At 35.1% G+C, this 20,077-nt stretch carries 21 protein-coding genes and 3 pseudogenes; 19 read left to right on the top strand and 5 right to left on the bottom strand.

Features of this window, described 5'->3' with window-relative positions; all coding sequences use genetic code 11:
• Window positions 1–206 precede the first annotated feature (206 nt).
• The 3 genes from ACTJJ9_RS16500 to ACTJJ9_RS16490 all read left to right on the top strand — a co-directional run bounded on the left by ACTJJ9_RS16500 (window position 207) and on the right by ACTJJ9_RS16490 (window position 2,685).
• Window positions 207–830, top strand: a complete 624-nt coding sequence (locus tag ACTJJ9_RS16500; RefSeq protein ID WP_145580413.1) for a class I SAM-dependent methyltransferase — start codon at window positions 207–209, stop codon at window positions 828–830.
• Window positions 831–1,189: 359 nt separating this feature from the next.
• Window positions 1,190–1,570: a GntR family transcriptional regulator gene (locus ACTJJ9_RS16495; RefSeq protein WP_145580411.1), complete on the top strand. Its 381-nt coding sequence runs from the start codon at window positions 1,190–1,192 to the stop codon at window positions 1,568–1,570.
• A 2-nt stretch (window positions 1,571–1,572) separates the two neighbouring features.
• A complete protein-coding gene (locus ACTJJ9_RS16490; RefSeq protein ID WP_255451767.1) occupies window positions 1,573–2,685 on the top strand; it encodes a DUF1648 domain-containing protein in 1,113 nt (370 codons plus the stop codon).
• Between the two features lie 149 nt (window positions 2,686–2,834).
• Here the strand turns inward: ACTJJ9_RS16490 and ACTJJ9_RS16485 are convergent, their stop codons facing one another.
• The gene (locus tag ACTJJ9_RS16485; protein WP_145580409.1) at window positions 2,835–3,722 is read right to left on the bottom strand and encodes a MerR family transcriptional regulator; all 888 of its coding nucleotides are present in this window, start codon (window positions 3,720–3,722) and stop codon (window positions 2,835–2,837) included.
• A 225-nt stretch (window positions 3,723–3,947) separates the two neighbouring features.
• Here ACTJJ9_RS16485 and ACTJJ9_RS16480 point away from each other — a divergent pair, with 225 nt between their 5' ends.
• Both ACTJJ9_RS16480 and ACTJJ9_RS16475 read left to right on the top strand, forming a co-directional pair.
• On the top strand, window positions 3,948–4,514 hold the full coding sequence (locus tag ACTJJ9_RS16480; protein WP_145580407.1) for a nitroreductase family protein: 567 nt from the start codon (window positions 3,948–3,950) through the stop codon (window positions 4,512–4,514).
• Between the two features lie 85 nt (window positions 4,515–4,599).
• Window positions 4,600–4,818 carry a hypothetical protein gene (locus ACTJJ9_RS16475; protein WP_145580405.1) on the top strand — a complete coding sequence of 73 codons (219 nt, stop codon included), beginning with the start codon at window positions 4,600–4,602 and terminating at the stop codon, window positions 4,816–4,818.
• A gap of 114 nt (window positions 4,819–4,932) precedes the next feature.
• Here ACTJJ9_RS16475 and ACTJJ9_RS16470 read toward each other — a convergent pair whose 3' ends face one another.
• On the bottom strand, window positions 4,933–5,748 hold the full coding sequence (locus tag ACTJJ9_RS16470) for an undecaprenyl-diphosphate phosphatase (RefSeq protein WP_145580403.1): 816 nt from the start codon (window positions 5,746–5,748) through the stop codon (window positions 4,933–4,935).
• 239 nt (window positions 5,749–5,987) lie between these two features.
• On the opposite strand from ACTJJ9_RS16470, the gene ACTJJ9_RS16465 reads away from it, so the two are divergent.
• Window positions 5,988–6,233 (top strand): hypothetical protein, encoded by a 246-nt coding sequence (locus ACTJJ9_RS16465; protein ID WP_255451772.1) that lies wholly within the window; start codon window positions 5,988–5,990, stop codon window positions 6,231–6,233.
• A gap of 119 nt (window positions 6,234–6,352) precedes the next feature.
• A complete protein-coding gene (locus ACTJJ9_RS16460) occupies window positions 6,353–7,396 on the top strand; it encodes a flavin-containing monooxygenase (RefSeq protein WP_145580401.1) in 1,044 nt (347 codons plus the stop codon).
• Between the two features lie 64 nt (window positions 7,397–7,460).
• Here ACTJJ9_RS16460 and ACTJJ9_RS16455 read toward each other — a convergent pair whose 3' ends face one another.
• From ACTJJ9_RS16455 to ACTJJ9_RS16445, 3 genes are read right to left on the bottom strand one after another with little or no spacing between them, the layout of a single operon-like run.
• Window positions 7,461–7,706, bottom strand: coding sequence for a hypothetical protein (locus ACTJJ9_RS16455; protein WP_145580400.1), 246 nt, complete (start codon window positions 7,704–7,706; stop codon window positions 7,461–7,463).
• On the bottom strand, window positions 7,684–8,202 hold the full coding sequence (locus ACTJJ9_RS16450; RefSeq protein ID WP_145580571.1) for an RNA polymerase sigma factor: 519 nt from the start codon (window positions 8,200–8,202) through the stop codon (window positions 7,684–7,686). Before ACTJJ9_RS16450 ends, ACTJJ9_RS16455 begins: the two co-directional genes overlap by 23 nt.
• Window positions 8,203–8,218: 16 nt before the next feature.
• On the bottom strand, window positions 8,219–8,590 hold the full coding sequence (locus tag ACTJJ9_RS16445) for a group-specific protein (protein WP_095301958.1): 372 nt from the start codon (window positions 8,588–8,590) through the stop codon (window positions 8,219–8,221).
• 250 nt (window positions 8,591–8,840) lie between these two features.
• Between ACTJJ9_RS16445 and ACTJJ9_RS16440 the strand changes: the two genes are divergently transcribed.
• From ACTJJ9_RS16440 to ACTJJ9_RS16385, 12 genes and pseudogenes are all read left to right on the top strand, one after another.
• Entirely contained in the window at window positions 8,841–11,081 is a 2,241-nt protein-coding gene (locus tag ACTJJ9_RS16440) for an excinuclease ABC subunit UvrA (RefSeq protein ID WP_145580398.1), read from the top strand.
• Between the two features lie 211 nt (window positions 11,082–11,292).
• On the top strand, window positions 11,293–11,601 hold the full coding sequence (locus tag ACTJJ9_RS16435; protein ID WP_145580396.1) for a DUF5344 family protein: 309 nt from the start codon (window positions 11,293–11,295) through the stop codon (window positions 11,599–11,601).
• A gap of 35 nt (window positions 11,602–11,636) precedes the next feature.
• Entirely contained in the window at window positions 11,637–13,544 is a 1,908-nt protein-coding gene (locus ACTJJ9_RS16430; protein ID WP_145580395.1) for an LXG domain-containing protein, read from the top strand.
• A gap of 8 nt (window positions 13,545–13,552) precedes the next feature.
• Window positions 13,553–14,365: an Imm47 family immunity protein gene (imm47, locus tag ACTJJ9_RS16425; RefSeq protein WP_095301967.1), complete on the top strand. Its 813-nt coding sequence runs from the start codon at window positions 13,553–13,555 to the stop codon at window positions 14,363–14,365.
• A 1,112-nt stretch (window positions 14,366–15,477) separates the two neighbouring features.
• On the top strand, window positions 15,478–15,894 hold the full coding sequence (locus tag ACTJJ9_RS16420) for a hypothetical protein (protein WP_095301968.1): 417 nt from the start codon (window positions 15,478–15,480) through the stop codon (window positions 15,892–15,894).
• A gap of 62 nt (window positions 15,895–15,956) precedes the next feature.
• A pseudogene (locus ACTJJ9_RS16415) lies at window positions 15,957–16,109 on the top strand (DUF2185 domain-containing protein); the annotation flags it as partial.
• 201 nt (window positions 16,110–16,310) lie between these two features.
• Complete coding sequence (locus ACTJJ9_RS16410) at window positions 16,311–16,577, top strand: CdiA family toxin C-terminal domain-containing protein (protein ID WP_222124763.1); 267 nt, start codon at window positions 16,311–16,313, stop codon at window positions 16,575–16,577.
• 10 nt (window positions 16,578–16,587) lie between these two features.
• Window positions 16,588–16,920 carry a hypothetical protein gene (locus tag ACTJJ9_RS16405; protein WP_095301969.1) on the top strand — a complete coding sequence of 111 codons (333 nt, stop codon included), beginning with the start codon at window positions 16,588–16,590 and terminating at the stop codon, window positions 16,918–16,920.
• 700 nt (window positions 16,921–17,620) lie between these two features.
• Window positions 17,621–17,878 carry a hypothetical protein gene (locus tag ACTJJ9_RS16400; protein WP_255451766.1) on the top strand — a complete coding sequence of 86 codons (258 nt, stop codon included), beginning with the start codon at window positions 17,621–17,623 and terminating at the stop codon, window positions 17,876–17,878.
• A gap of 16 nt (window positions 17,879–17,894) precedes the next feature.
• On the top strand, window positions 17,895–18,269 hold the full coding sequence (locus ACTJJ9_RS16395) for a hypothetical protein (protein WP_095301971.1): 375 nt from the start codon (window positions 17,895–17,897) through the stop codon (window positions 18,267–18,269).
• Window positions 18,270–18,759: 490 nt separating this feature from the next.
• Window positions 18,760–19,174, top strand: a pseudogene (locus ACTJJ9_RS16390) (tetratricopeptide repeat protein).
• A 13-nt stretch (window positions 19,175–19,187) separates the two neighbouring features.
• A pseudogene (locus ACTJJ9_RS16385) lies at window positions 19,188–19,588 on the top strand (hypothetical protein).
• The last annotated feature ends 489 nt before the right edge of the window (window positions 19,589–20,077 follow it).

The raw sequence follows: 20,077 nt of genomic DNA, 5'->3' as shown, positions 1-20,077 counted from the left end.
TTTTTTGCCCTTTTTTTAGTATGAAGTATTAGATAAGAACACGAATGTCCAAACTGTGGACTGTTAACGTTAAAAGTCCATGATTATGGAATTGCTATTTACAAGATAATGGTCATCCATTATAGTTATTAAAGAGTTATTATATCTATAATTAAAAATTAAATAATAGTTCCCCAATTAAACTAAACGATAAAGGAGAAGGAAAGATGGAATTCTGGGAATCGAGCTTTATAGAAAAACAAACGATGTGGGGATTTGAACCTACAGACTCTGCAATTTTAACAAAGGACTTTTTCCTTGAAAGGAATGTTAAGGATATACTTATACCAGGTATTGGATATGGTAGAAATGCGAAGGTTTTTATTGAAAATGGAATCAATGTTACAGGTATTGAGATATCAAAAACAGCGATTGATTTGGCTAGGCAAAATGGGATAGATAGTCGTATTTTTCATGGTTCAGTTACAGACATGCCTTTTGATAACAAGCTTTATGATGGGATATTTTCGCATGCGCTTATTCACTTACTGAATAAGTGTGAAAGAGAGAAGTTTATTAAAGATTGCTATAACCAGTTAAAGCCAAATGGATATATGGTTTTTACAGCTGTTTCAAAAAAAGCCCCAATGTTTGGGAAGGGGAAACAATTGGATAAAGACTATTTCGAGATTATGGAAGGCGTAAAAATGTTTTTTTATGATTTTGACTCCATAAAACAGGAATTTGGAAAATATGGACTTGTAGAGTTTTCAGAAATTGACGAGGAAAATAAGAACATGAAAAATAAGCCTTCAATAAAATTTCTTATGGTGAAATGTAAGAAGAGATAATATGAAAAATGTAAAAGTGAATTTTTAAAGATAGAATGTGAATATTGCCTGGCGTCGGGGAAGATAGCTTTTTAAAGATGGAACCGTACAATGGGTTTTATCAATTTCTTTTATTTCAAAGTTAATAAGTCAATCGGTAATAATGAACCGAAATCTCTTGGTTTTATAATAGAGATTTCGGTTTTCTTATTATTGTACAGAAGGCAAAATCTTGTCCCTCCTGAAATTTCCAATATTACCAAGCGCCTATTTTTCCTTTTTGATCATTTTGTTATATACATAATAGAACAGTTTTGTTATAGTATATATAGAACAATATCTGTTATAGTTCATATAGAATAGAGAATGGAGGTGCTTGAATGATTTTCCTTGATTCCGAATCAAATGTTCCATTATATATGCAGCTTCGAACACAAATAATTGAATCGATTGTCCGTGGAGAACTAGTGAAGGGCGATACTTTGCCTTCAGTTCGGGGATTGGCTGGCGATTTAGGAATCAATATGCACACTGTGAATAAAAGCTATCATGAGCTTGAGTCTAAAGGGATTATTGAAATTGTCCCCAAAAAAGGAGCCGTTATCATTGCGGATTCAGAAAAGCATGCTTCTAATGAACAATATGAAATGATCGTTGAGGAGCTGAGACCAATTGTTGCTGAGGGACTTGTGTATGGGTTGGATGAAGCAGATTTCCATCAATTGATTTCGAAGATTATGAAAAAAATTAAGGAGGTATAATAATGGACATGGAATTTATGATTTTCTTTTTAACGGTTCTTTTTGTAGGGGTACTACAAATTTTTATTCCGTTTATTACTAAACGTTCAGTTGTTTTTGGGGTCTCTATTCCCTATGAACAAGTGAGACATCCTCAAGTTATTCGCTATAAGAAGACGTATGCGGTTATCACGGCGATTATTACACTTGCTGTTTTAGCTGTCCTAATGATTCAGGGACAAAATGTGAACGAGACTAGACAAGCGCTTTTAGGTATTGTTTTCACTTTTGGTCTTCTACTAGTGGGGCTGTCCCTTTATTTTTATTTTCACTATAAAATGACAAAATTAAAGCAAGCTGAAAAGTGGTTCGGTTCAGTGAAAAAGGTTTATTATGCTGATTTAAAAACTCGTTCAAAGGATGAAATGCTTGCCTCTTTTGTTTATCTTATTCCTGTCATTGTTTCGATTGGTTTAATTGCGTTAACGATTAATTTGTACGATCAATTGCCTAGCCAAATTCCAACACACTGGGGGCCAAATGGACAACCAGATGCATTCAGTGATAAAAGCTGGATGGTTGCACTAGGGTTACCAATTATTTTGCTCATCATGCAGTTGATGTTTTATGGAATAAATGTTTTCACAAAACGCTCAGGTATTAAAATTAACGCTGGGAACGTTAAATCGTCAGAATTAAGGCAATTGCGCCTCCGTAAATATAGCAGTTGGTTTCTATTTGTTGTTGAGATTTTAATGACTCTGCTGTTTGCGATTTTACACCTAAATCTTCTATATGAAAATATCATTAGTAATTTACTTATGATGATTACGCCTATAATCTTTTTAGTGATTGTCTTAGGAGGAACAGTTTGGTTAGCAATTAAAGTCGGCAGTGTAGATTCAGATTTAGAAGGAAAGGAAATTGTTGCGGACTCTGTTTCAAAAAAGGTAGATGGTATTGATGAAGATCAGTATTGGAAAGGCGGTTTATTCTATTTTAATCGTAACGATCCTTCTATCTTTGTAGAAAAGCGTTTTGGAATTGGGTTTACCATCAATTATGCCAATCCAATTGGGTATTTAATTCTGGTCGTTCCGATTGTATTAATTATTATCATTACAAGCGTATTTTAATAATGAACGGGAAAAAGAAGGATGTTATTCCGATAATAATCACTAAAACTTGGCTAAATTGCTAAGGAGTGAAGAGTTTAAAACTTATTTAAAAAAGAACACTTCATTTTGATGAAATGTATCAAATTGAAGTGTTTTTTATCAGGTTCTCATGATGGTAAGGAGCTAAATACCTCTTCAATTGAATGTATTTCCTTTATATGATTTAGCTTGAGAGATCTAGGTTTATATTTTAGACAATCACCACTAATAAAGAAATGAATATCGGGCATTGAATGAGCAAATGCATCAAGCATCCTCATTTCTGCGCCATTATCCTTCCAAACGGCGTCTGTTGTGCCAGATAATAGGACAATTCTTGGATTTGTTAACCGAACCGTTGACTCAATTGTGTTTGAAGCAGGTGATGGTCCTAGCATTAAGGTTCGATAGTTGCGCACCATGGATTGAATGAGCTGTATGTACAACGGAATTTCGTGCCGTTCATTTGGTAAACAGCTGCCGAGAACTAATGGAGAAGAATCAGCAACGTGAAAACGGTGACGCATTGTAATGAAAAAGTCGCGAACGGTTTGACTGCATATTGCCTCTTGATGTGCTCCCCACTCCTTTTTACGGAGCAATTGATTTATTCTTTCTAAGAAGGGAGTGACAATTTCCTTTAAGAAAGGCTCAAGTCCAAATAAATAATGAGCCTGTTCGAGCAATTGGAAGATGTCCCTGTCGTTTGCAATTCTTCCAGCTTCTACAAGGGAATCTAGAAATTGCTTCGTTTTTGGCTCAGCCGCTTCTTTTGCTGCTTCTTCGGAATTTTGTTTTAGGAGGACTGCAGCTTGTTTGACAGATTGCCCATCCTTCGTTAGCGCGATCACTTTTTGTAAAATCTCAACTTCTTCCTGACGATAGATGCGGTAGCCGTTCTCTAAACGCTCTGGAGAAATGATGCCGTACCGATCCTCCCATTTTCGGATTACTTGTTTAGAAAGTCCTGTCATATTAGACACTTGTTGTATAGAATAGGTAATCTTTTTCGTCATAATATCTCCTTATGATGCTTCATACCTTCATTTAGCAAATTGGTTTTGTGATAAAAAGCTGTACAATGTTTGTATAAAGAATAGCATGAAACATGTTTAGGATGAACCCTTTTTTCCTATCATGGTGAAGTATGTAGAAAATAAAGTTCGTTTTATTTGCTTTAAAATAGTGAAAGTACTTAAACTGTTAATGTAGGAAAATAATGTATAAAGGTGGAAGAAGACATGAGTGAAATCAAAACGAAGGCATTTCGTCAAGCTGAGCATGAAATTGATCCAGTTTATTTAAATCGCTGGTCTCCTCGTTCTTTCTTAGAAAAAGAGGTGCCAGAGGAAGTGCTAATGAAATTATTTGAAGCTGCACGCTGGGCTCCTTCGGCAAATAATTTACAGCCATGGAAATTTATCATCGCGAGAACGAAGGAGGATCGAGAAAAATTCCATTCTTTTATTAATGAGGGAAATCGGATATGGTGTGAAAAAGCTCCCGTATTAGCCGTTCTCATTTCAGATAAAGAAGACCCTGTCCATTCCTTTGATGCTGGTACAGCTTGGGGATACTTATCTTTACAAGCTACAAGAGAAGGATTAGTGACACATGCGATGGGTGGATTCCAACGAGATAAAGCACGTGAAGTATTAAATATCCCAGACAATTTTGAGCCTCAAGTGGTTATCGCCATTGGCTACCAGGGCGAAAAAGAGGTATTACCAGAAAAGCTTCAAGAACGTGAGCAGCCATCAAGCCGTAAACCATTAAACGAAGTACTTGTTGAAGGGAAATTTAAATAATAAGAGTTATAAAGGTTTCCCTATATATAATAAGACGTGAATCGTTTAAAGTATAAGTTTTTACGGGAGAGGTAGGGAAAAAAGGATGGAGATAACACCACAGGAAGAAGCCATGATTAAAGCTTTCCGTGAGACAAACTTACCCCCTTTATTTGTGCTCATTCGAGTAAAAAATGATATAGCAAATGACGTTGTAAATGTCGAAGAGAGCAAAAGAAATGAAATGGTTAAAGCGTTAGAAAGCTATATCAGTTCGCTATGGAAGGATTATCATGAAGGGAAGAAATCAGAGCCTTCAGCTTAATAGGTAAGAGTGTTTTAAATGAGGATATAACAGGATAAAACAATAAGGTTCATCTTGTTAGACAAGACGAACCTTATTTAAATACAATACCTGTTAGGTACATAATAGGTGTATTTAGAAAAACACTAGTAGCAATGCTCCAACAATAAAACAATAATATGTGAAATATCCAAGCTTCTTATTTTTCATAATTCCCATAAACCATTTCATTGCAAAATAGGTCATGAAAAGAGTTGCAAGAAATGCAGATAAATACGGGATCGCTAATTCTGCTTTATTTGGCTCATTTAAAAAGTCTGAAAAGCCTAATACAACTCCTCCGAGACTTATTGGAATATACAGCATAAATGAAAAGCGAAGTGCTGTATCCTGTTTCATTCCAACGGCGATGGATGAGATAATCGTCGCACCTGAACGACTTATCCCTGGTGTTAAAGCAACTGCTTGACCTAAGCCGACAATAATAGCATCCTTCAGCTTGAGATCTGACTCTTCTTTCACACCTTTAATATTGCGGATTAACCATAAAGCAATTCCCGTAATAAAGAGCATAATCGCAATTGTCGTCATACTCACATTTTCAGCAATATAATCGTTCAATAACACGCCGAGAACAGCTGCTGGAATCGTACCGATTACAACAAAGCAAACAAAGCGAAAATCACTCTTGTAGTTCTCATCCTTCGTTTTTACATACTTGATTGAATGAACTGCTAATCTAGCAATATCTTTTCGATAAATAAAAAGAATTGCCAGCAAAGAAGCTGTATTTGTTAATATCGCAAAGGTAAAGCCTTGTTCCCCAAGCCCTAAAATCGTACTAGCGATCATAACGTGCCCACTTGAAGATACTGGAATTGGCTCTGTAAAACCTTGTACTAACCCAATAATAATCATTTTTAGTATGACGATTAAATCTGTTTCGATCATTTTGCCCTCCTTTTTAAACCCTCTCAATTTTATAGAAAATCACGATAAATAAAAACCTTTTATCGATTCTGTAACAAATTTGTCATTAACGAATCTGTGCAATTAGTTTCATAAACGATACAAAAAGTATCATCCTCTCCTTGCGTGTTTGACTTAAAAAGTAACCTGAATTTCATAAATTGCTACCACAGTGGACAAACTTAATTTGTCAACATGAACTAAAGGAGGAAGAAAATTTGGTGAACAACATAAAGCAAGAAATGGAACGCATATGGAAAGAAACATGTGGTTCATGGGAAAACTGTACGGAGGAAAACATCCAAGCCTTTTTAGCTCAATGCGAGGAAAAGAGCATTGATCCGCAATATTGTATGAGCTGGGTTGAGCAGCATAGCAGCCAAATTCCGAATTGGTCAGCGGTTTCGAAGGAATCACTTGAATGGATAAATGAGCATACATCGACTGGTTCGCCAATTAGCGAGTAACGGTGGAAGGTTCTTTTGCTCCGAAAACAAAAGAACCTTCCCTATTTTTGTTGTATTTAGAAAATCATTCCTTTAAAATTGATATATGAACATATAACCATATTTAATGAGGGATGGGAATGTACGATACAATTGTCATTGGGGCTGGTCAAGCGGGTCTTGCGATTGGCTACTATTTAAAAAAGCGGAATAAAGCCTTTTTGTTAATTGATAAAGGAAGTGAAGTGGGAGAGAGCTGGAGGGAGAGGTATGACTCATTAGTTTTGTTTACTCCACGGATTTACAGTGCCCTACCTGGATTACCTTTTCACGGTGATGAACATGGTTTTCCTACGAAAGATGAAGTAGTGGCATATCTAACGAAATATGTAGAAACGTTTCATTTTCCTATTCGTTTAAATGAAGAAGTGAAGGCTATTTCGAAAGTGGATAATGCTTTCCTTATTAAGACTAATCGTGATGAATATAGAGCGAAGAATGTTGTCGTTGCAACAGGTCCTTTTCAAACCCCTAATCTCCCTGGATTTTCAACAAATCTAGCAACGACGATTAAGCAGCTTCACTCATCACAATATAAGAACCCAAAACAATTAGGTGATGGAAACGTAATCGTCGTAGGTGGGGGAAATAGTGGAGCACAAATAGCCGTTGAATTGTCGAAAGAGAGGGAGACCTATTTAGCAGTAAGCAAACATCCAAGCTATTTACCTTTAGTCTTCCTTCGTAAAAGTATTTTTTGGTGGTTCGATAAAGTAGGGATTTTAAAGGCAACAAATCATTCGTTACTTGGCAGGCTAATTCAAAAAAAGGGAGACCCTCTATTTGGCTATGAGTTAAAGCGGGCAATTAAGAACAATGAAGTAAAGCTAAAACAAAGGGTAATCAGTGCAAAGAAAAATGAGCTAGTCTTTGAAGATAACACAACATTAAAAGTGAACAATATTATTTGGGCAACAGGCTTTATAACAGAGTTTCCGTGGCTGCAAATCGAGGGAGTTTTCGATCAGAAAGGAAAGGTTATCCATAATCGAGGTGTATCAAGCATTGAAGGATTATATTTTATTGGCCTGCCGTGGCAATATCGGCGTGGTTCCGCTTTATTACAAGGTGTAGGATATGATGCTGAGTATATTGTTACGATGATCAATGAAAAAAATTCATAATTTTTGTTAAAGCCTAACTTCTCAAATTAAACGTAGAAGGTAGGCTTTACCTTTCGAAGCATTTTTAAAGAAAAATAAAAATTTGGATTAATGTAAGAATGACAGTTCCTACGATTGGAGCTACCTTTAACAGCACTACCCCATCAGCTGCTGAAATGAATCGTTCTAACGGGTCCTTTGCAGGGGAAGCGAGAAAATGAATGAATCGTTCCCAGCGATTACGTTTCATTGGGAATTCGGGTGTCTCGACTCGATATTCGTTCAGCTTCGTTTGTAAATACGGTTCTTTATGAAAGGGATCGTGACTCATATTCATCTTCCTCCAATTCTTCCTTTAATTTATTGATCGCTGTGTGTAATCTTGATTTAACGGTCCCTTTAGGAATGCCAAGAACGTTCGCGATTTCCTCCTGTGGCATATCATGATAGTAGGAAAGGAGAATCACCGCACGTTGAATTTCAGGGAGCTTTGCGATAGCATCGCGAATCGTCATTCTGTCTGAATGCTGGAAATCCTCAGGTTCTACCGGAGTGAGAAAGGGCAAAAGGCTTCGCAGCTTTTTGCGCCGATTTACTTTTGTAATCATTAAGCGGTAGGCAATTTGAAAAAGATATGATTTTAGTTTTCCATTGCTTCGGCTGTAATTGTGCTTATAACGCTGAAGCTTAACAAATGTATCCTGGACGATATCGATGCTTAATTGCTCATCTCTTGAATAGCGGAAAATAAATGAATAAAGCGCCGGTTTTAATAGGAGATAAATTCGTTCTAACGCTGCTTCATCTCCATTTTGGTAAGCAACCATCAATTCATCCTCACGCTCATTCAATCTCATCGCCCCAACGTTCCTTAATTGATTTTAACGTCAATGATACTCTGCTAACTAAATAAATAATCGATACAATTGTCCAAACCTGTGCTTGGTTAGTAAAAAATTGCACAAATACATTTTCAACTGTTTCACCACTAGCGATTAGATAAAATAAAATTTGCACACAAATAATCGAATAAATAGCTAAGCAAAGTGTCAGTGTATCAAATACATTCCAACGTAAATATAATTTCGTTTTCTTAAAGTTAATTTTATCATTTTCACGGACAACATGTTTGCGATCCATCGGAATTGTAATCGCTAAAATTAAGATCATTAATATACCTAGAACAATAAGGGAAAAAATCCAACCAATCCCCATTTATACCATCTCCAATCTTCTTTCTTTACTACCTATACAAACGGGAAGATCAAAAGGTTCATTTTTACTCTGAAAAAGGGGACGATTTTGTTGCTTTTATGAAGCATCAAAATCATCGCCATTTTTTGTTATTTTTTGTTGCATTACTAGCTTAACTATTGGTATTATTGGTTTTCACGAGTCAACTAGAGGCGAGCTGCACGGATTTATACGAATTTCGAAATATAACGAAGAGAAGGAGTGAGTAGGAATGAAGCAAGAATTTATCGAAATTGTAAATGGAAGAGAGAACAACCTGAAAAATATTCATCTCGAGATTCCAAAAGGGAAGATTACTATTTTTACAGGGGTATCTGGTTCAGGGAAGTCATCGATCGTTTTTGATACGATTGCACAGGAAGCAGGGCGTCAGTTAAACGAAACATTTAGTAGCTTTGCCCGTCAGTTTCTTCCGAAATACAGCAGACCGGAAGCAGATGAAATCCACAATCTGTCTACTGCGATTGTCGTTGATCAGAAACGACTTGGCGGGAATGCGCGATCGACGCTTGGAACGGCAACAGACATTCAGCCATTGATGCGCCTGCTTTTTTCACGTTTTGCTCAACCACAAATCGGCTATGCCAACGCCTATTCCTTTAATGATCCAAGTGGGATGTGCCCTAAATGTGAAGGGATCGGGAAAATTATTACGTTAAACACAGATGCGGCACTTGATAAGGAAAAGTCTTTAAATGAAGGAGCGATTTTGCTTTCAGGCTTTGCACCAGGGACTTGGCAATGGAAGGCATATGCTGAATCAGGCTTCTTCGACAATGATAAGAAAATTAAAGATTATACAAAAGAAGAATTTGACAAGCTTGTTTATGCGGAGCCGCAAAAGGTGAAGGTCAACTACATGGATAATGAAATGAATGCGACCTATGAAGGCTTAGCAGTAAAATTTATGCGGTTGAATGTGAATCGGGAAAAGGAAACGACGAAGGCTGCTGAAAAGAAGCTAAAGGATTATACGACAACGAAAACATGTCCAACCTGTGATGGGACACGTTACAACGAGAAGGTGTTATCGTCTAAAATCAACGGCTATTCGATTTATGACCTAACATCGATGCAGCTGGATCAGTTAATTGACGTTCTTCCGCAAATCGATGAACCAAATGCTAAGCCAATTATCGATAATATGATTGAACGGTTAAAAACTCTATGTGATATTGGCTTAAGCTATTTAACATTGACAAGGGAAACGCCAACCTTATCTGGTGGTGAGTCTCAAAGGGTTAAAATGGTGAAGTATTTGTCAAGCAACCTAACAGGGTTAATGTACATATTTGATGAACCAAGTACAGGTCTTCACCCTCGCGATGTGTACAGGTTAAATGAATTGCTAGTTAAATTACGTGACAAAGGCAACACCGTTTTAGTTGTTGAGCATGATCCAGACGTCATCCAAATTGCAGACCATATCATTGATGTTGGACCACATGCAGGTGCTGGCGGAGGAAACATCATGTATAGTGGTAGCTATGAGGGCTTATTGTCATCTGACACTCTTACAGCAAAGTATTTAAGCAGTAAAACGGAGCTGAATTCTAACCCAAGACCTGTTTCCGAGTTTATTGAAAGCAAGAAAAGCAGCCTTCATAATTTGAAAAACGTTAGCCTTCGTGTGCCGATTGGTGTTTTCACAACGGTAACAGGGGTTGCGGGCTCAGGGAAAAGTACACTTGTAAACAATGTTTTTGCGAAGGATATTACAGAGGCGATTCGCATTGACCAAAGCCCAGTACACGCTAACATCCGATCGAATCCAGCAACCTTTTCGGGGATTATGGATGCAATCCGCAAAGCATTTTCCACTGCAAACAATGTGGAAACAGGGCTATTTAGCTACAATTCAAAGGGCGCCTGTGAAACATGTGGTGGAACTGGAACGGTACAGCTCAATCTATCGTTTATGGATGTCATGGAGGTAGAATGCAGCGAATGTAAGGGCAGTCGCTTCAAGCAGGATGTGCTCCAATACAACTATAAAGGAAAAAACATTGTCGAAGTCATGGATATGTCTGTCACAGCTGCACTAGATTTCTTTGATGTGAAAAGCATTCAAACGAAGCTAAAAAGCATGGAAACAGTCGGCCTTGGCTATCTATCATTAGGCCAACCGCTAAACACATTATCCGGTGGTGAATGTCAAAGGTTGAAGCTAGCTAAGGAGCTAAACACAAAAGGTAACATCTATATACTAGATGAACCAACGACTGGATTGCATATGTCTGATGTAGCAAATATTTTACGTATTATCAATAAATTAGTAGATAAAGGTAACACAGTTTTAGTAATAGAACATAACCTAGACGTCATTCGCAATAGCGATTGGATCATTGACTTAGGACCAGATGGTGGTACTGGTGGAGGGGAAATCCTTTACGAAGGCCCACTAGCAGGAATAGTAGCTTGCGAACGTTCTGTCACTGCGAAGTATGTATGAGAGGGACGGTTCCCTTGCTTCCGATTTAGGAAGTGAGGGGACTGTCCCTATTTTTTTGGTGACTATTATCCTATTTCTGTAAAGTATCGTAGTTATAAAGGTGTAGCGTATTTGGTAAATTTTATTTATTTCAGGATAATGATCCTATTTACATAATATTACCATTTTTATAGGATCGAACATGAGACGATGAAGATAGGAGGCATGACCGATGAGTGAAAAAATAAAGGTCTCCTATGAGGAGGTAAGCAAGGCATTAACTTCAATTAACCAATCAGCTAATGCCTTACAGTATAAGACGAGCTCAATCGCCGAACAAAATAGATTAGAGTTTGTGAATAAGATGAATGAAGTAAATACGATGATTACTCAACTAGCTGAACAATATAAGCAGCTATTAAAGGAGCATAATCAACAAGTGGAGCAATCGCTAGAGGCGCTTAAACTTATTGATGAATCGTTAGCAGCATTGATGGACTCATTTTCACAAGGAGTGAAGCAGGCCTTAGAGAAAGAGTAGGGTGCTTGTTATCGATGGAGGTGAAATGGTAGAGCGTGAAACTTTTTAACGCAAGCAATCTTGATTCTGGTATAAAACAGGTGAAACAGTCAATCGATACATTAGAGAATCAGCTTCAAGATTTAAGAAAGCAAATCGATTATTTTACAGGACTAGATGATAATTTTACTGGAAAAAGTGGAAAATCAATCCGCATGTTTTATCAAGAAGTACATATTCCATTTATTCTCTTATTTGAACAAACGATAAGGCAATATAAAGCGGCATTAAATGTTGCTGAGAAATTATTTTTCTTATTTGAACCAGCTGATGACGGATATATCGAGGAAAGCTTCCTTGAAACCGAAATCGAACAAGGCTTGAAAAAAGCAGCTGAAATAACCCACCAATTAGTAGAGGACGTAAATGACGCGCTTGGCTCGATTCGCGATATTATGTCAATAAAGCATCTAACCGATGAAAACTTTTACATGGACGTTCAACGTGCCAAGAGATTTACACAAAGAACAATTAATCAATTACATCAAACCGATCACGGTAGAGCACAAGATTTAACTGACACAGAAACAGACCTACAGCTTCTTCAAAAGTACATAACGGAAATAAGAAGTATGTTCCAATCAAAAGACGTAACAATCTCAAATTATACGTTCAGGAAATTCGCAACAAATGCTACATACAAGGAAGTCCTAAGCGAAATCGAGCAAAACGCACACTATACACTCGATGAGCTATACGGAACATCCCCATATCTGCCAAATACGTATGTCGAAGCAAGATACCCTGGCCCAAATGCGCATTTGGATATGTTAATGAAAAATAGATACAGAGATTCGATTGAAGATCGAATTGAAGCAGCGAGTATAATAAATGAGCTAACAGATACGAAGATCACGAAGGAAGAGTTTGAGAGTTTAGAAGAGCGGCTTGTGGACATGGTTGAGATTAAAAATGGTGTTGATTCAGTCGAAAAGTATTATTTATACGATGATGGACTAATCGTCAAAGTCTCATCCGGTACCTATGAATTTGTTCAAAGCATCCCTGGACGAGATACAACAAATGGGAAAATAACCTATGATTTTAGCGAATACGATAAGAAATTTGTCGGAAACATGTGGATGCTAAGTAAAAATGGTACAACAGGCCAAGATGTAGCAGGAGCAACAATAGCCTACAACGAGGCCATTAAAAGTGGTAAAATCAAACCAGAAGTCCCTCAAACCGTCGATATTAACCTCGAACAAATCGAAGCAGCAAAGGAAGGGTATAACTACTGGACAGGAGAGAAAATCTCAGACGTTACGAAATACTCGATTATCGTAAGTGGAGTATTTAGTAGTTTTTCAGGTTTTAGAGGTGGTAGAGTTAATATTAATACGAGTGCACCTCCTAAAACGATTACTGTTCCGAAGAAGGATATACCGAAGATTAAGGAGAAGGTTAAGGGTGTTGAGGGGAATGGTGTTGGGAATAAGGGTACTGGTAATGGTAATAATGTTTCTGGTAAGGATGTTTATGGTTCATATTATGATGAAGCTAAAAAATTACATGAAAATAATCCTGATTGGTATCCTAACCCTGATGAATCTACTATAGTAAAGGGAAAAGAACTAAAGGAAGCAAGAGCAGACTATCGAGCATTAATTAGAAGAGGAGAACTTGAACAAGGTCATCATAGACAAGGTTTAGCTTTTGGAGGAGAAAATGTAAATTCAAACATACAGAAAACAGGAGAATCATCTATTCGCCGTAAGGAAATTGCTGATTTGAATTTGGATTTTTATCACGAGATGGGTTATGGTAAAAAGAATGCTAAGGTATTAAAAATACATGAGAATGAAAATGGTATTATTGTATTTGGTAATAATCCAAAACATACCGAGGTTACTAATTTCCAAAATAAAGTTTTGAAATGGCAAAGAGACAATGGAAAAAGATAATTTAATGAATGAAAGTAGGTGTATTTGTGAGAGAAACAGGAAACCTTATGAATAGTATATGGTTTGAAGAAAAATCAACTCTATCTCAATCTGAAATCAAAGAAAATATTTTAAAAGCTGTTACAGAAACGGAAGTTTTATTTAACTTAATAGAATTATATAAAATAGGGGATTTTACTCAAAAAACATTATTGATTCAATTAATGAATCAGACTAAAGATGAATCTGTTTTGAATTTATGTATTAGAGTATTTTTAGCTATTGCAACACATGATGACTTAAGGGATTCAAATAATCTTCGATTTCTTAGTGAGGGTACCGAAGAAACAATAAACACTTTTGCATCATCAGCCATAACATCACTTTCTCTTGATATAATTCCTTACTTATTAGCATTACTTGAAGAGTGGGATGAAATTAGTAATACAGCTATTATTATAAAAGACTCTATTGATTTTTTTCTTAATTTTGAAGAGTGTATTGGGGAAGAGGCAACTGTAGACGAAATAGGGGATTTTTATTTTAAATATTGTGATGAGAATGATACGGAAAGTTATTACTTTCAACAAAATTTAGCTTTTCCTGGAGAATTAGCTAAAAAATTAATCCAGAGAGTTATGATTGCAGCAAATAATGAGGAGCCATTAAGAATGGAATTAATTCCATCTTTATTATCAATTTGGACTGGTGAAAAAGTGCCTGGAGATTATAATACTATCATTAGTGCAAGCAATTATAAAAATTTTATTGATTATATAAATGGACTTTCAATTAAAAACTGGGAAAAGGGAGAAAAATATTTTTACGGATACAAGCTTTAGATATTAGAATGTGGCAAATGGTATTTACAGTTATCACTTTACGTTGCAGCAACATTTTCGAATTTCTAGATAAGTTGCATGACCAAGAATAATAGCAGAGAGAGTCATAAAATAGAAGTATGTAGAAATCAGGAACTCATGAGGGTTATGCCATTTTAATACTGGGATAGCGAGAATAGAACGAGAATTTAGTGAGATGACATTTTATATGCTAGGGGTAGTTAACGACATGGCATAGTTAACAAGCAGGACGAGAATGACAAAGCTCGTGGCGATAAAATCGAGTACAATGAAAGACAAAATAGTACAACAAAGGACTATATTGAAATTACTGAGTAGTTTTAAGGTGTGCAGAGTTTTATTTTTAATAGATAAAAAGATAGAAATATCTTTATTTAATTAAATATTATGACATCAATAGATTTAAATAATTAATCAAACATTTACAAATTTGCAGAAAGGTATTAATTACTAAGCAGTTTGAAAGTATTGTAAATATAAATAGAATTTGTTACTAAATACAATTAGGGCACTTACTTGTTTAACTAGGCAAGTAAGTGTCTTTCATATACAAAAAGCAAAGGATAATGAAAAAGAACAAGCTATGGTAGCAGCACTGGATGTTCTTGAACCAATCTTCTAAGGAGGTTGATAGGTATTACTTAAGGGGCCACCAGCTTTTTTTGCAGTATCATCGCCTGTTGAGAAGGTAAAACTATTGGAGTCTGAAAGGTCTTAGCCTATTTGAGAAATAACAATTCATGCAAACTTTTTCTAAGAAGTTACAGATTTATCGCAGAAAGCTTTCTTGAAACCGAAATCGAACAAGGCTTGAAAAAACAGCTGAAACGACCCACCAGTTAGTAGAAGAAGTAAATGCGGAATCCTTGGCTCAATTCGTGGTACACCTTCGAACTAAAAAATGGTCAAAAGCTATTATTAGATGACATTCACCAGATAAAAAGGCTACCGAGTTATATCCTGATTCGGGTTATGGATCGAGATGGACTGCACAAATAAAAATTGGTAACAAATCACTGGGTTCTGACGGTAAGTGGTATAAGAATCAGAATTTAGACATAGTTCATATTCCAATTAAATGGAGATAAAAAATGGAGTTAAGAGATTACGAAGTATTACCAGATATTTTGTCAGTCGAAGAGATTGAGTTTATGTTTAAGGAAGTCCTTGAAAAGTATTACCAAGGTAATATTGAAAAAAATAAATTCCTCAAAATACTAAATGAATTAACAGACCGTCAAGTCATGACATATGAATTACTGAATACAGATATAAAGTCTAAAATTGATGAGGAACTATGTAAATTATGGAATACCAACTCCTATGAAGTAGTGGATGTCATTCTGTCCATTGTTTTAAATCTAGGTTTGGAAAAATGCTTTCACCAAATTAAAGATTTATTAGAAAGTATTGGAAATATGTCTCAGGAAATTAAAGTAGAAATTGAGGATGCAATAGAAGAGGTTGGAGATAATATTTCCAATCCATATTTTAATCTAGAGAAGTAGTGCATTTTTAAAAGGTATAGGTATAAAAGAAATACAGTTTGGTTATACTGTTACGAAAACTTCTGATGGTGCAAGGGTTGAATACTGTAGCAAATATAGAACCAGCCATATTGGGAATATACGATTTATCAATAGGTAGTGACTGTGACTTACAATTAGTTTCTGAAAATGGGAAAATTAGAATTATTGACAATTTGACTGGTAATGAAGATTAGGTTCATTTTGAAATAGCAAGAAAAGATAATTGTGCATCCTAAAAGGAACAATAATACTCTCTTTGAAGGAACAAATAAAAAGTTTAAAAGCTCATTCCTACTTGCATTATGAGTAGGAATGAGCTTTTTTATAAGCGCAAAATTGAAGAGATATGAAATGAATAGAAAATGTGATTAGTACGTAGTAGAGTTTGATAAACAATGGGCCAAGGTGAATACACAGGTGAATTTAAAGCTTCTACTCATAAAAAAACTGTTTACGATGAAGAGCTGATTACTGATGAACAAATGTATAAATATTCTCAAGAGGCAATGGAAAATGGTACTGAATATATAACCAGAGGTGGGCAACAGGTAGTACAAGGAACAGCATCAAATGGATTAAAATTTGAAGGGTGGAAAAATCCAACTACAGGAGAAATAGAAAGTATGTACCCTGTTTTAGAATTAAAAAAATATGGTAAATAGGAGTGATTTGATGTTAAAAGATAAACAACCAGTCATACAAGATTTTTTCTCCTTTTTGAAGAGTGATTTACTTGAAGTTCTTGAGTGTTTATCCAAGGGAGAACCATGGCAAGATCATATGATGGGATACGAACTTCCAGAACATTCTGAGGAAATTGAATTTAAAGAAGGTGTAATGATATTTATTACCACTTCTACTTATAACGAAATCATTATGAAAAATATAGATTTTTATGAATGCTTGAAAGAAACATGCATGGAATTTATCGATGAAAGTCCAGAGCGAAAGAATCAAGTGTATTTACTTATTGACAAAATAAAGGTTGTTTTAAACTTAAAATAATCTTCAACTAGCACGGAATTTCAACCAAAAGTAAACAGGGTTACCTCTTGCTCTAGGATTATTTAGTAAAATCAACAAATAAGCACTTTTGGAGGGACAAAATAAAACTTTCAAGAGCTCATTCCTACTTATAACATGAGTAGGAATGAGCTTTTTTACATGCGCAAAACGGAAGAGATATGAAACGATTAGAAAACGTGATTAGTAAGTAGTAGTAGAGTTAAAATAACATGAATAGGCTTCTATGAAATACTTGGTCAAGATGTAACAAAAGCCCTCAAACCGTCGATATTAACCTCGAACAAATCGAAGCAGCAAAGGAAGGGATATCTACTGGACAGGAGAGAAAATCTCAGACGTTACGAAATACTCGATTATCGTAAGTGGAGTATTTAGTAGTTTTTCAGGTTTTAGAGGTGGTAGAGTTAATATTAATACGAGTGTACCTCCTAAAACGATTACTGTTCCGAAGAAGGATATACCGAAGATTAAGGAGAAGGTTAAGGGTGTTGAGGGGAATGGTGTTGGGAATAAGGGGAATGGTAATAATAAATCAGTCAGCGGAGCTAAAATAGATTCTGGAGCAGAGAATCCAGTATTTGGACAAGACTGGAATAATTATTTTAAAGATAAGTATGGGAATGGAAATGTTCAATGGAAACCTACGTCATTTGATGATATTATTGCAAATCCTGAAAGATTGTATGGAAGTACTAAAAGTGAAATTAAGTCAACTTTAGGTCCAAATTGGGTAGAAGGAATTTACGGAAGAAACGGTTCTGGTTGGAAGTTTACTAATCCAGATGGAAGTGTGTTCTATCATGGTGGTGGAGGAGTCCATAAAGGTTCATACTATGGATTTTCAAATGGGAAAACTAAAAAAGTAAAGGTATATAAAATCGAGGATGGTTACGTTCCTACTGTTGATGATAAAGGTACTGCAATACAAATTGATTGAAGAAGGGGAGTAAATTGTGATAACAATTGGAGAATCATTTGAACTATTTTTAGAGACCTTAAAACATTCGAACTCTAATGTTTTAACATTATCAGATGAGTTAATTGAGTATTATCTTCTTGAAGAGTTTGCAATGGAAGCGCCAGCTTATTTAAGTGAATTTACCCTTGACAGACTAAGGAGTGAAGGAATTATAGACGAGGAAATTTTAGGGAAAAGTAAAAAATTACAAAGTGTATACTTTTTAATAGACCAAATGAAAGTATGGAACAGTCTTTCTATAAAAAAAAGTTCAGAGTGGAAAGAGATTTTTTCTCTCTCCGATCAAATTTGTGAGTTGATTCATAAAAAATGGACAGATGAAGAAATAGAATATTTAAAAACATTATAAAATAATGAATAAGTCTGAAAAGCAAGTTTACGATTACTAAAGGAAATCTCAAAAGTTATGATAACGTTGGGGTTTTTAGGTTTTTGATATCGAGGGTCGCTTATATAGTAAAAACTTTTATTGACTGTATGATCTGAGCCTATAAAGTAGATATATAATTTTTCAGCGATGAGATGACTCTGATAAATTGATAGTACATTGGAAAAATCCCAAACAAAATTAGGTAGTTGAAAGTTCAATTCAATCGAACTTCCAACTACCTTTTTTCTTTATAATAATGATATTAATTATATGTAGGAAGTATTTGATTATTTTTACACTAAGATTCTTTTAAGTAATATCTATTTTTATAGCAATTTTATAAAGTTCTAAAAAAGTAGAGATTTGATGCTTGAACCGATAATTATTTTTTTGAACATTATATTAAAATTTGTTCTGAATGTTATTGATGGATGGACTGTATTCCATCGGATAATTGGGGGTAGTTATATTGGAATTACAAGATGAGATTTATATTAATAACAGGTTTATGTTCTAAAGGTGATGAATTTGTTGAACTATCTGATTATGAGAATGCAATAAAAATATACTTGAAAGCTTTAGATTTAGTTCCGGAACCTAAAAAAAATTGGGCATCGAGTACATGGATTTATACAGCATTAGGTGATACGTGTTATATGAATAAAGATTTTAATGCTGCTAAAGAGTTTTTATTTAATGCAATAAATTGTCCTGATGGGATAGAAAACCCGTTTATTATGTTGCGTCTCGGTGAAAGTTTATATGAATTAAGAGATGCTATGAGAGCTAAAGAGTATTTGTTAAGGGCATATATTCTTGAAGGGTATTCGATTTTTGATAGTGAAGATGTTAAATATTTTGAGGTGATTAAAGATGAGATTTAGGAGGTAGCTTATAATGGCTTATGTAACAGGTGAAAAAGGTGCCTATATACAAGAGTTAATGGATAAAAGTAATGAAGAGTTTGATAAAGGGAATTTAGAAGAGTCTGTTCTTTTACTGGAGCAAGCATGGGGAGAACTTCCAAATGATAAAGTGATTTATGACGAGAGCTTTTTGATATTAGATATTTCAATTTATTAAATGATGTTGAACGGATGAAAAAATGGGTAGATAAAATATTTGTTGCAGATCCTGAAAGAGGAGATACTGGAACGAGAATTATGGGCTGGTAAAGTAGCTTATGAATTAGGAGATTTATCTAAAGCTAGAGATTATTTGGATACTGCTAATAAGAAATCAAGAGGTAGATGCTTTAGTGCAAAAATAGAAAGTATCTAAAATTTTTTAAAGGATAAATAATAACCCAATAATTTACGATTATAAGGTTATAAATAAATTTTCATGGATAAAAATGCTCTTTACTGACTTGTATTATCGCCAAATGCTTATCAAGAGTACTCAAATACTTTTGAGCGTTTTTTGGTTTGGGTTATGAAAATTAAATTAGAAGTTTGTTACATGAGGATACTATTGATGCAGGAATAGTTTTTACTGATGATGATGAATAATTATGAAAGAATTAGTATGCAACGCATTCCCAGATGATTTTCCAAGTGATGAAGTTACATTTGATTCTGTAATTGTTGAGTAGTTATTAGTCCTTGATTGGCTTAATGCCTTTCAAGGTTTTTTACTTAGGTTTAGATTAAATCGGCTAATATTTGCGTGAGACAATACGAAAATGATTTGTTTGAGATTTGAGAGCTCATGATGGTTGTAGACAGACTTGAAAATACTATAAAGAAGCAACGAGAATGCTAAGTTAGCATGCGAGATGGAATGAT

Source organism: Metabacillus sp. 22489 (genome assembly GCF_052044855.1).
In the GTDB taxonomy this organism is placed as follows: Bacteria; Bacillota; Bacilli; order Bacillales; family Bacillaceae; genus Metabacillus; species Metabacillus niabensis.
The sequence above is the reverse complement of the archived record's forward strand: the minus strand, read 5'-3'. Positions and strand labels throughout refer to the sequence as shown.

Bases quoted from the DNA above. Each gene is read 5' to 3' on its own strand.
- ACTJJ9_RS16420 (WP_095301968.1), top strand. From the start codon at position 15,478: ATGGAGTTAAGAGATTACGAAGTATTACCAGATATTTTGTCAGTCGAA.
- ACTJJ9_RS16485 (WP_145580409.1), bottom strand. From the start codon at position 3,722: ATGACGAAAAAGATTACCTATTCTATACAACAAGTGTCTAATATGACA.
- ACTJJ9_RS16480 (WP_145580407.1), top strand. From the start codon at position 3,948: ATGAGTGAAATCAAAACGAAGGCATTTCGTCAAGCTGAGCATGAAATT.
- ACTJJ9_RS16440 (WP_145580398.1), top strand. From the start codon at position 8,841: ATGAAGCAAGAATTTATCGAAATTGTAAATGGAAGAGAGAACAACCTG.
- ACTJJ9_RS16455 (WP_145580400.1), bottom strand. From the start codon at position 7,706: ATGAGTCACGATCCCTTTCATAAAGAACCGTATTTACAAACGAAGCTG.
- ACTJJ9_RS16450 (WP_145580571.1), bottom strand. From the start codon at position 8,202: ATGGTTGCTTACCAAAATGGAGATGAAGCAGCGTTAGAACGAATTTAT.
- ACTJJ9_RS16500 (WP_145580413.1), top strand. From the start codon at position 207: ATGGAATTCTGGGAATCGAGCTTTATAGAAAAACAAACGATGTGGGGA.
- ACTJJ9_RS16445 (WP_095301958.1), bottom strand. From the start codon at position 8,590: ATGGGGATTGGTTGGATTTTTTCCCTTATTGTTCTAGGTATATTAATG.
- ACTJJ9_RS16475 (WP_145580405.1), top strand. From the start codon at position 4,600: ATGGAGATAACACCACAGGAAGAAGCCATGATTAAAGCTTTCCGTGAG.
- ACTJJ9_RS16470 (WP_145580403.1), bottom strand. From the start codon at position 5,748: ATGATCGAAACAGATTTAATCGTCATACTAAAAATGATTATTATTGGG.
- ACTJJ9_RS16405 (WP_095301969.1), top strand. From the start codon at position 16,588: ATGTTAAAAGATAAACAACCAGTCATACAAGATTTTTTCTCCTTTTTG.
- imm47 (WP_095301967.1), top strand. From the start codon at position 13,553: ATGAAAGTAGGTGTATTTGTGAGAGAAACAGGAAACCTTATGAATAGT.
- ACTJJ9_RS16460 (WP_145580401.1), top strand. From the start codon at position 6,353: ATGTACGATACAATTGTCATTGGGGCTGGTCAAGCGGGTCTTGCGATT.
- ACTJJ9_RS16490 (WP_255451767.1), top strand. From the start codon at position 1,573: ATGGACATGGAATTTATGATTTTCTTTTTAACGGTTCTTTTTGTAGGG.
- ACTJJ9_RS16410 (WP_222124763.1), top strand. From the start codon at position 16,311: ATGGGCCAAGGTGAATACACAGGTGAATTTAAAGCTTCTACTCATAAA.
- ACTJJ9_RS16435 (WP_145580396.1), top strand. From the start codon at position 11,293: ATGAGTGAAAAAATAAAGGTCTCCTATGAGGAGGTAAGCAAGGCATTA.
- ACTJJ9_RS16495 (WP_145580411.1), top strand. From the start codon at position 1,190: ATGATTTTCCTTGATTCCGAATCAAATGTTCCATTATATATGCAGCTT.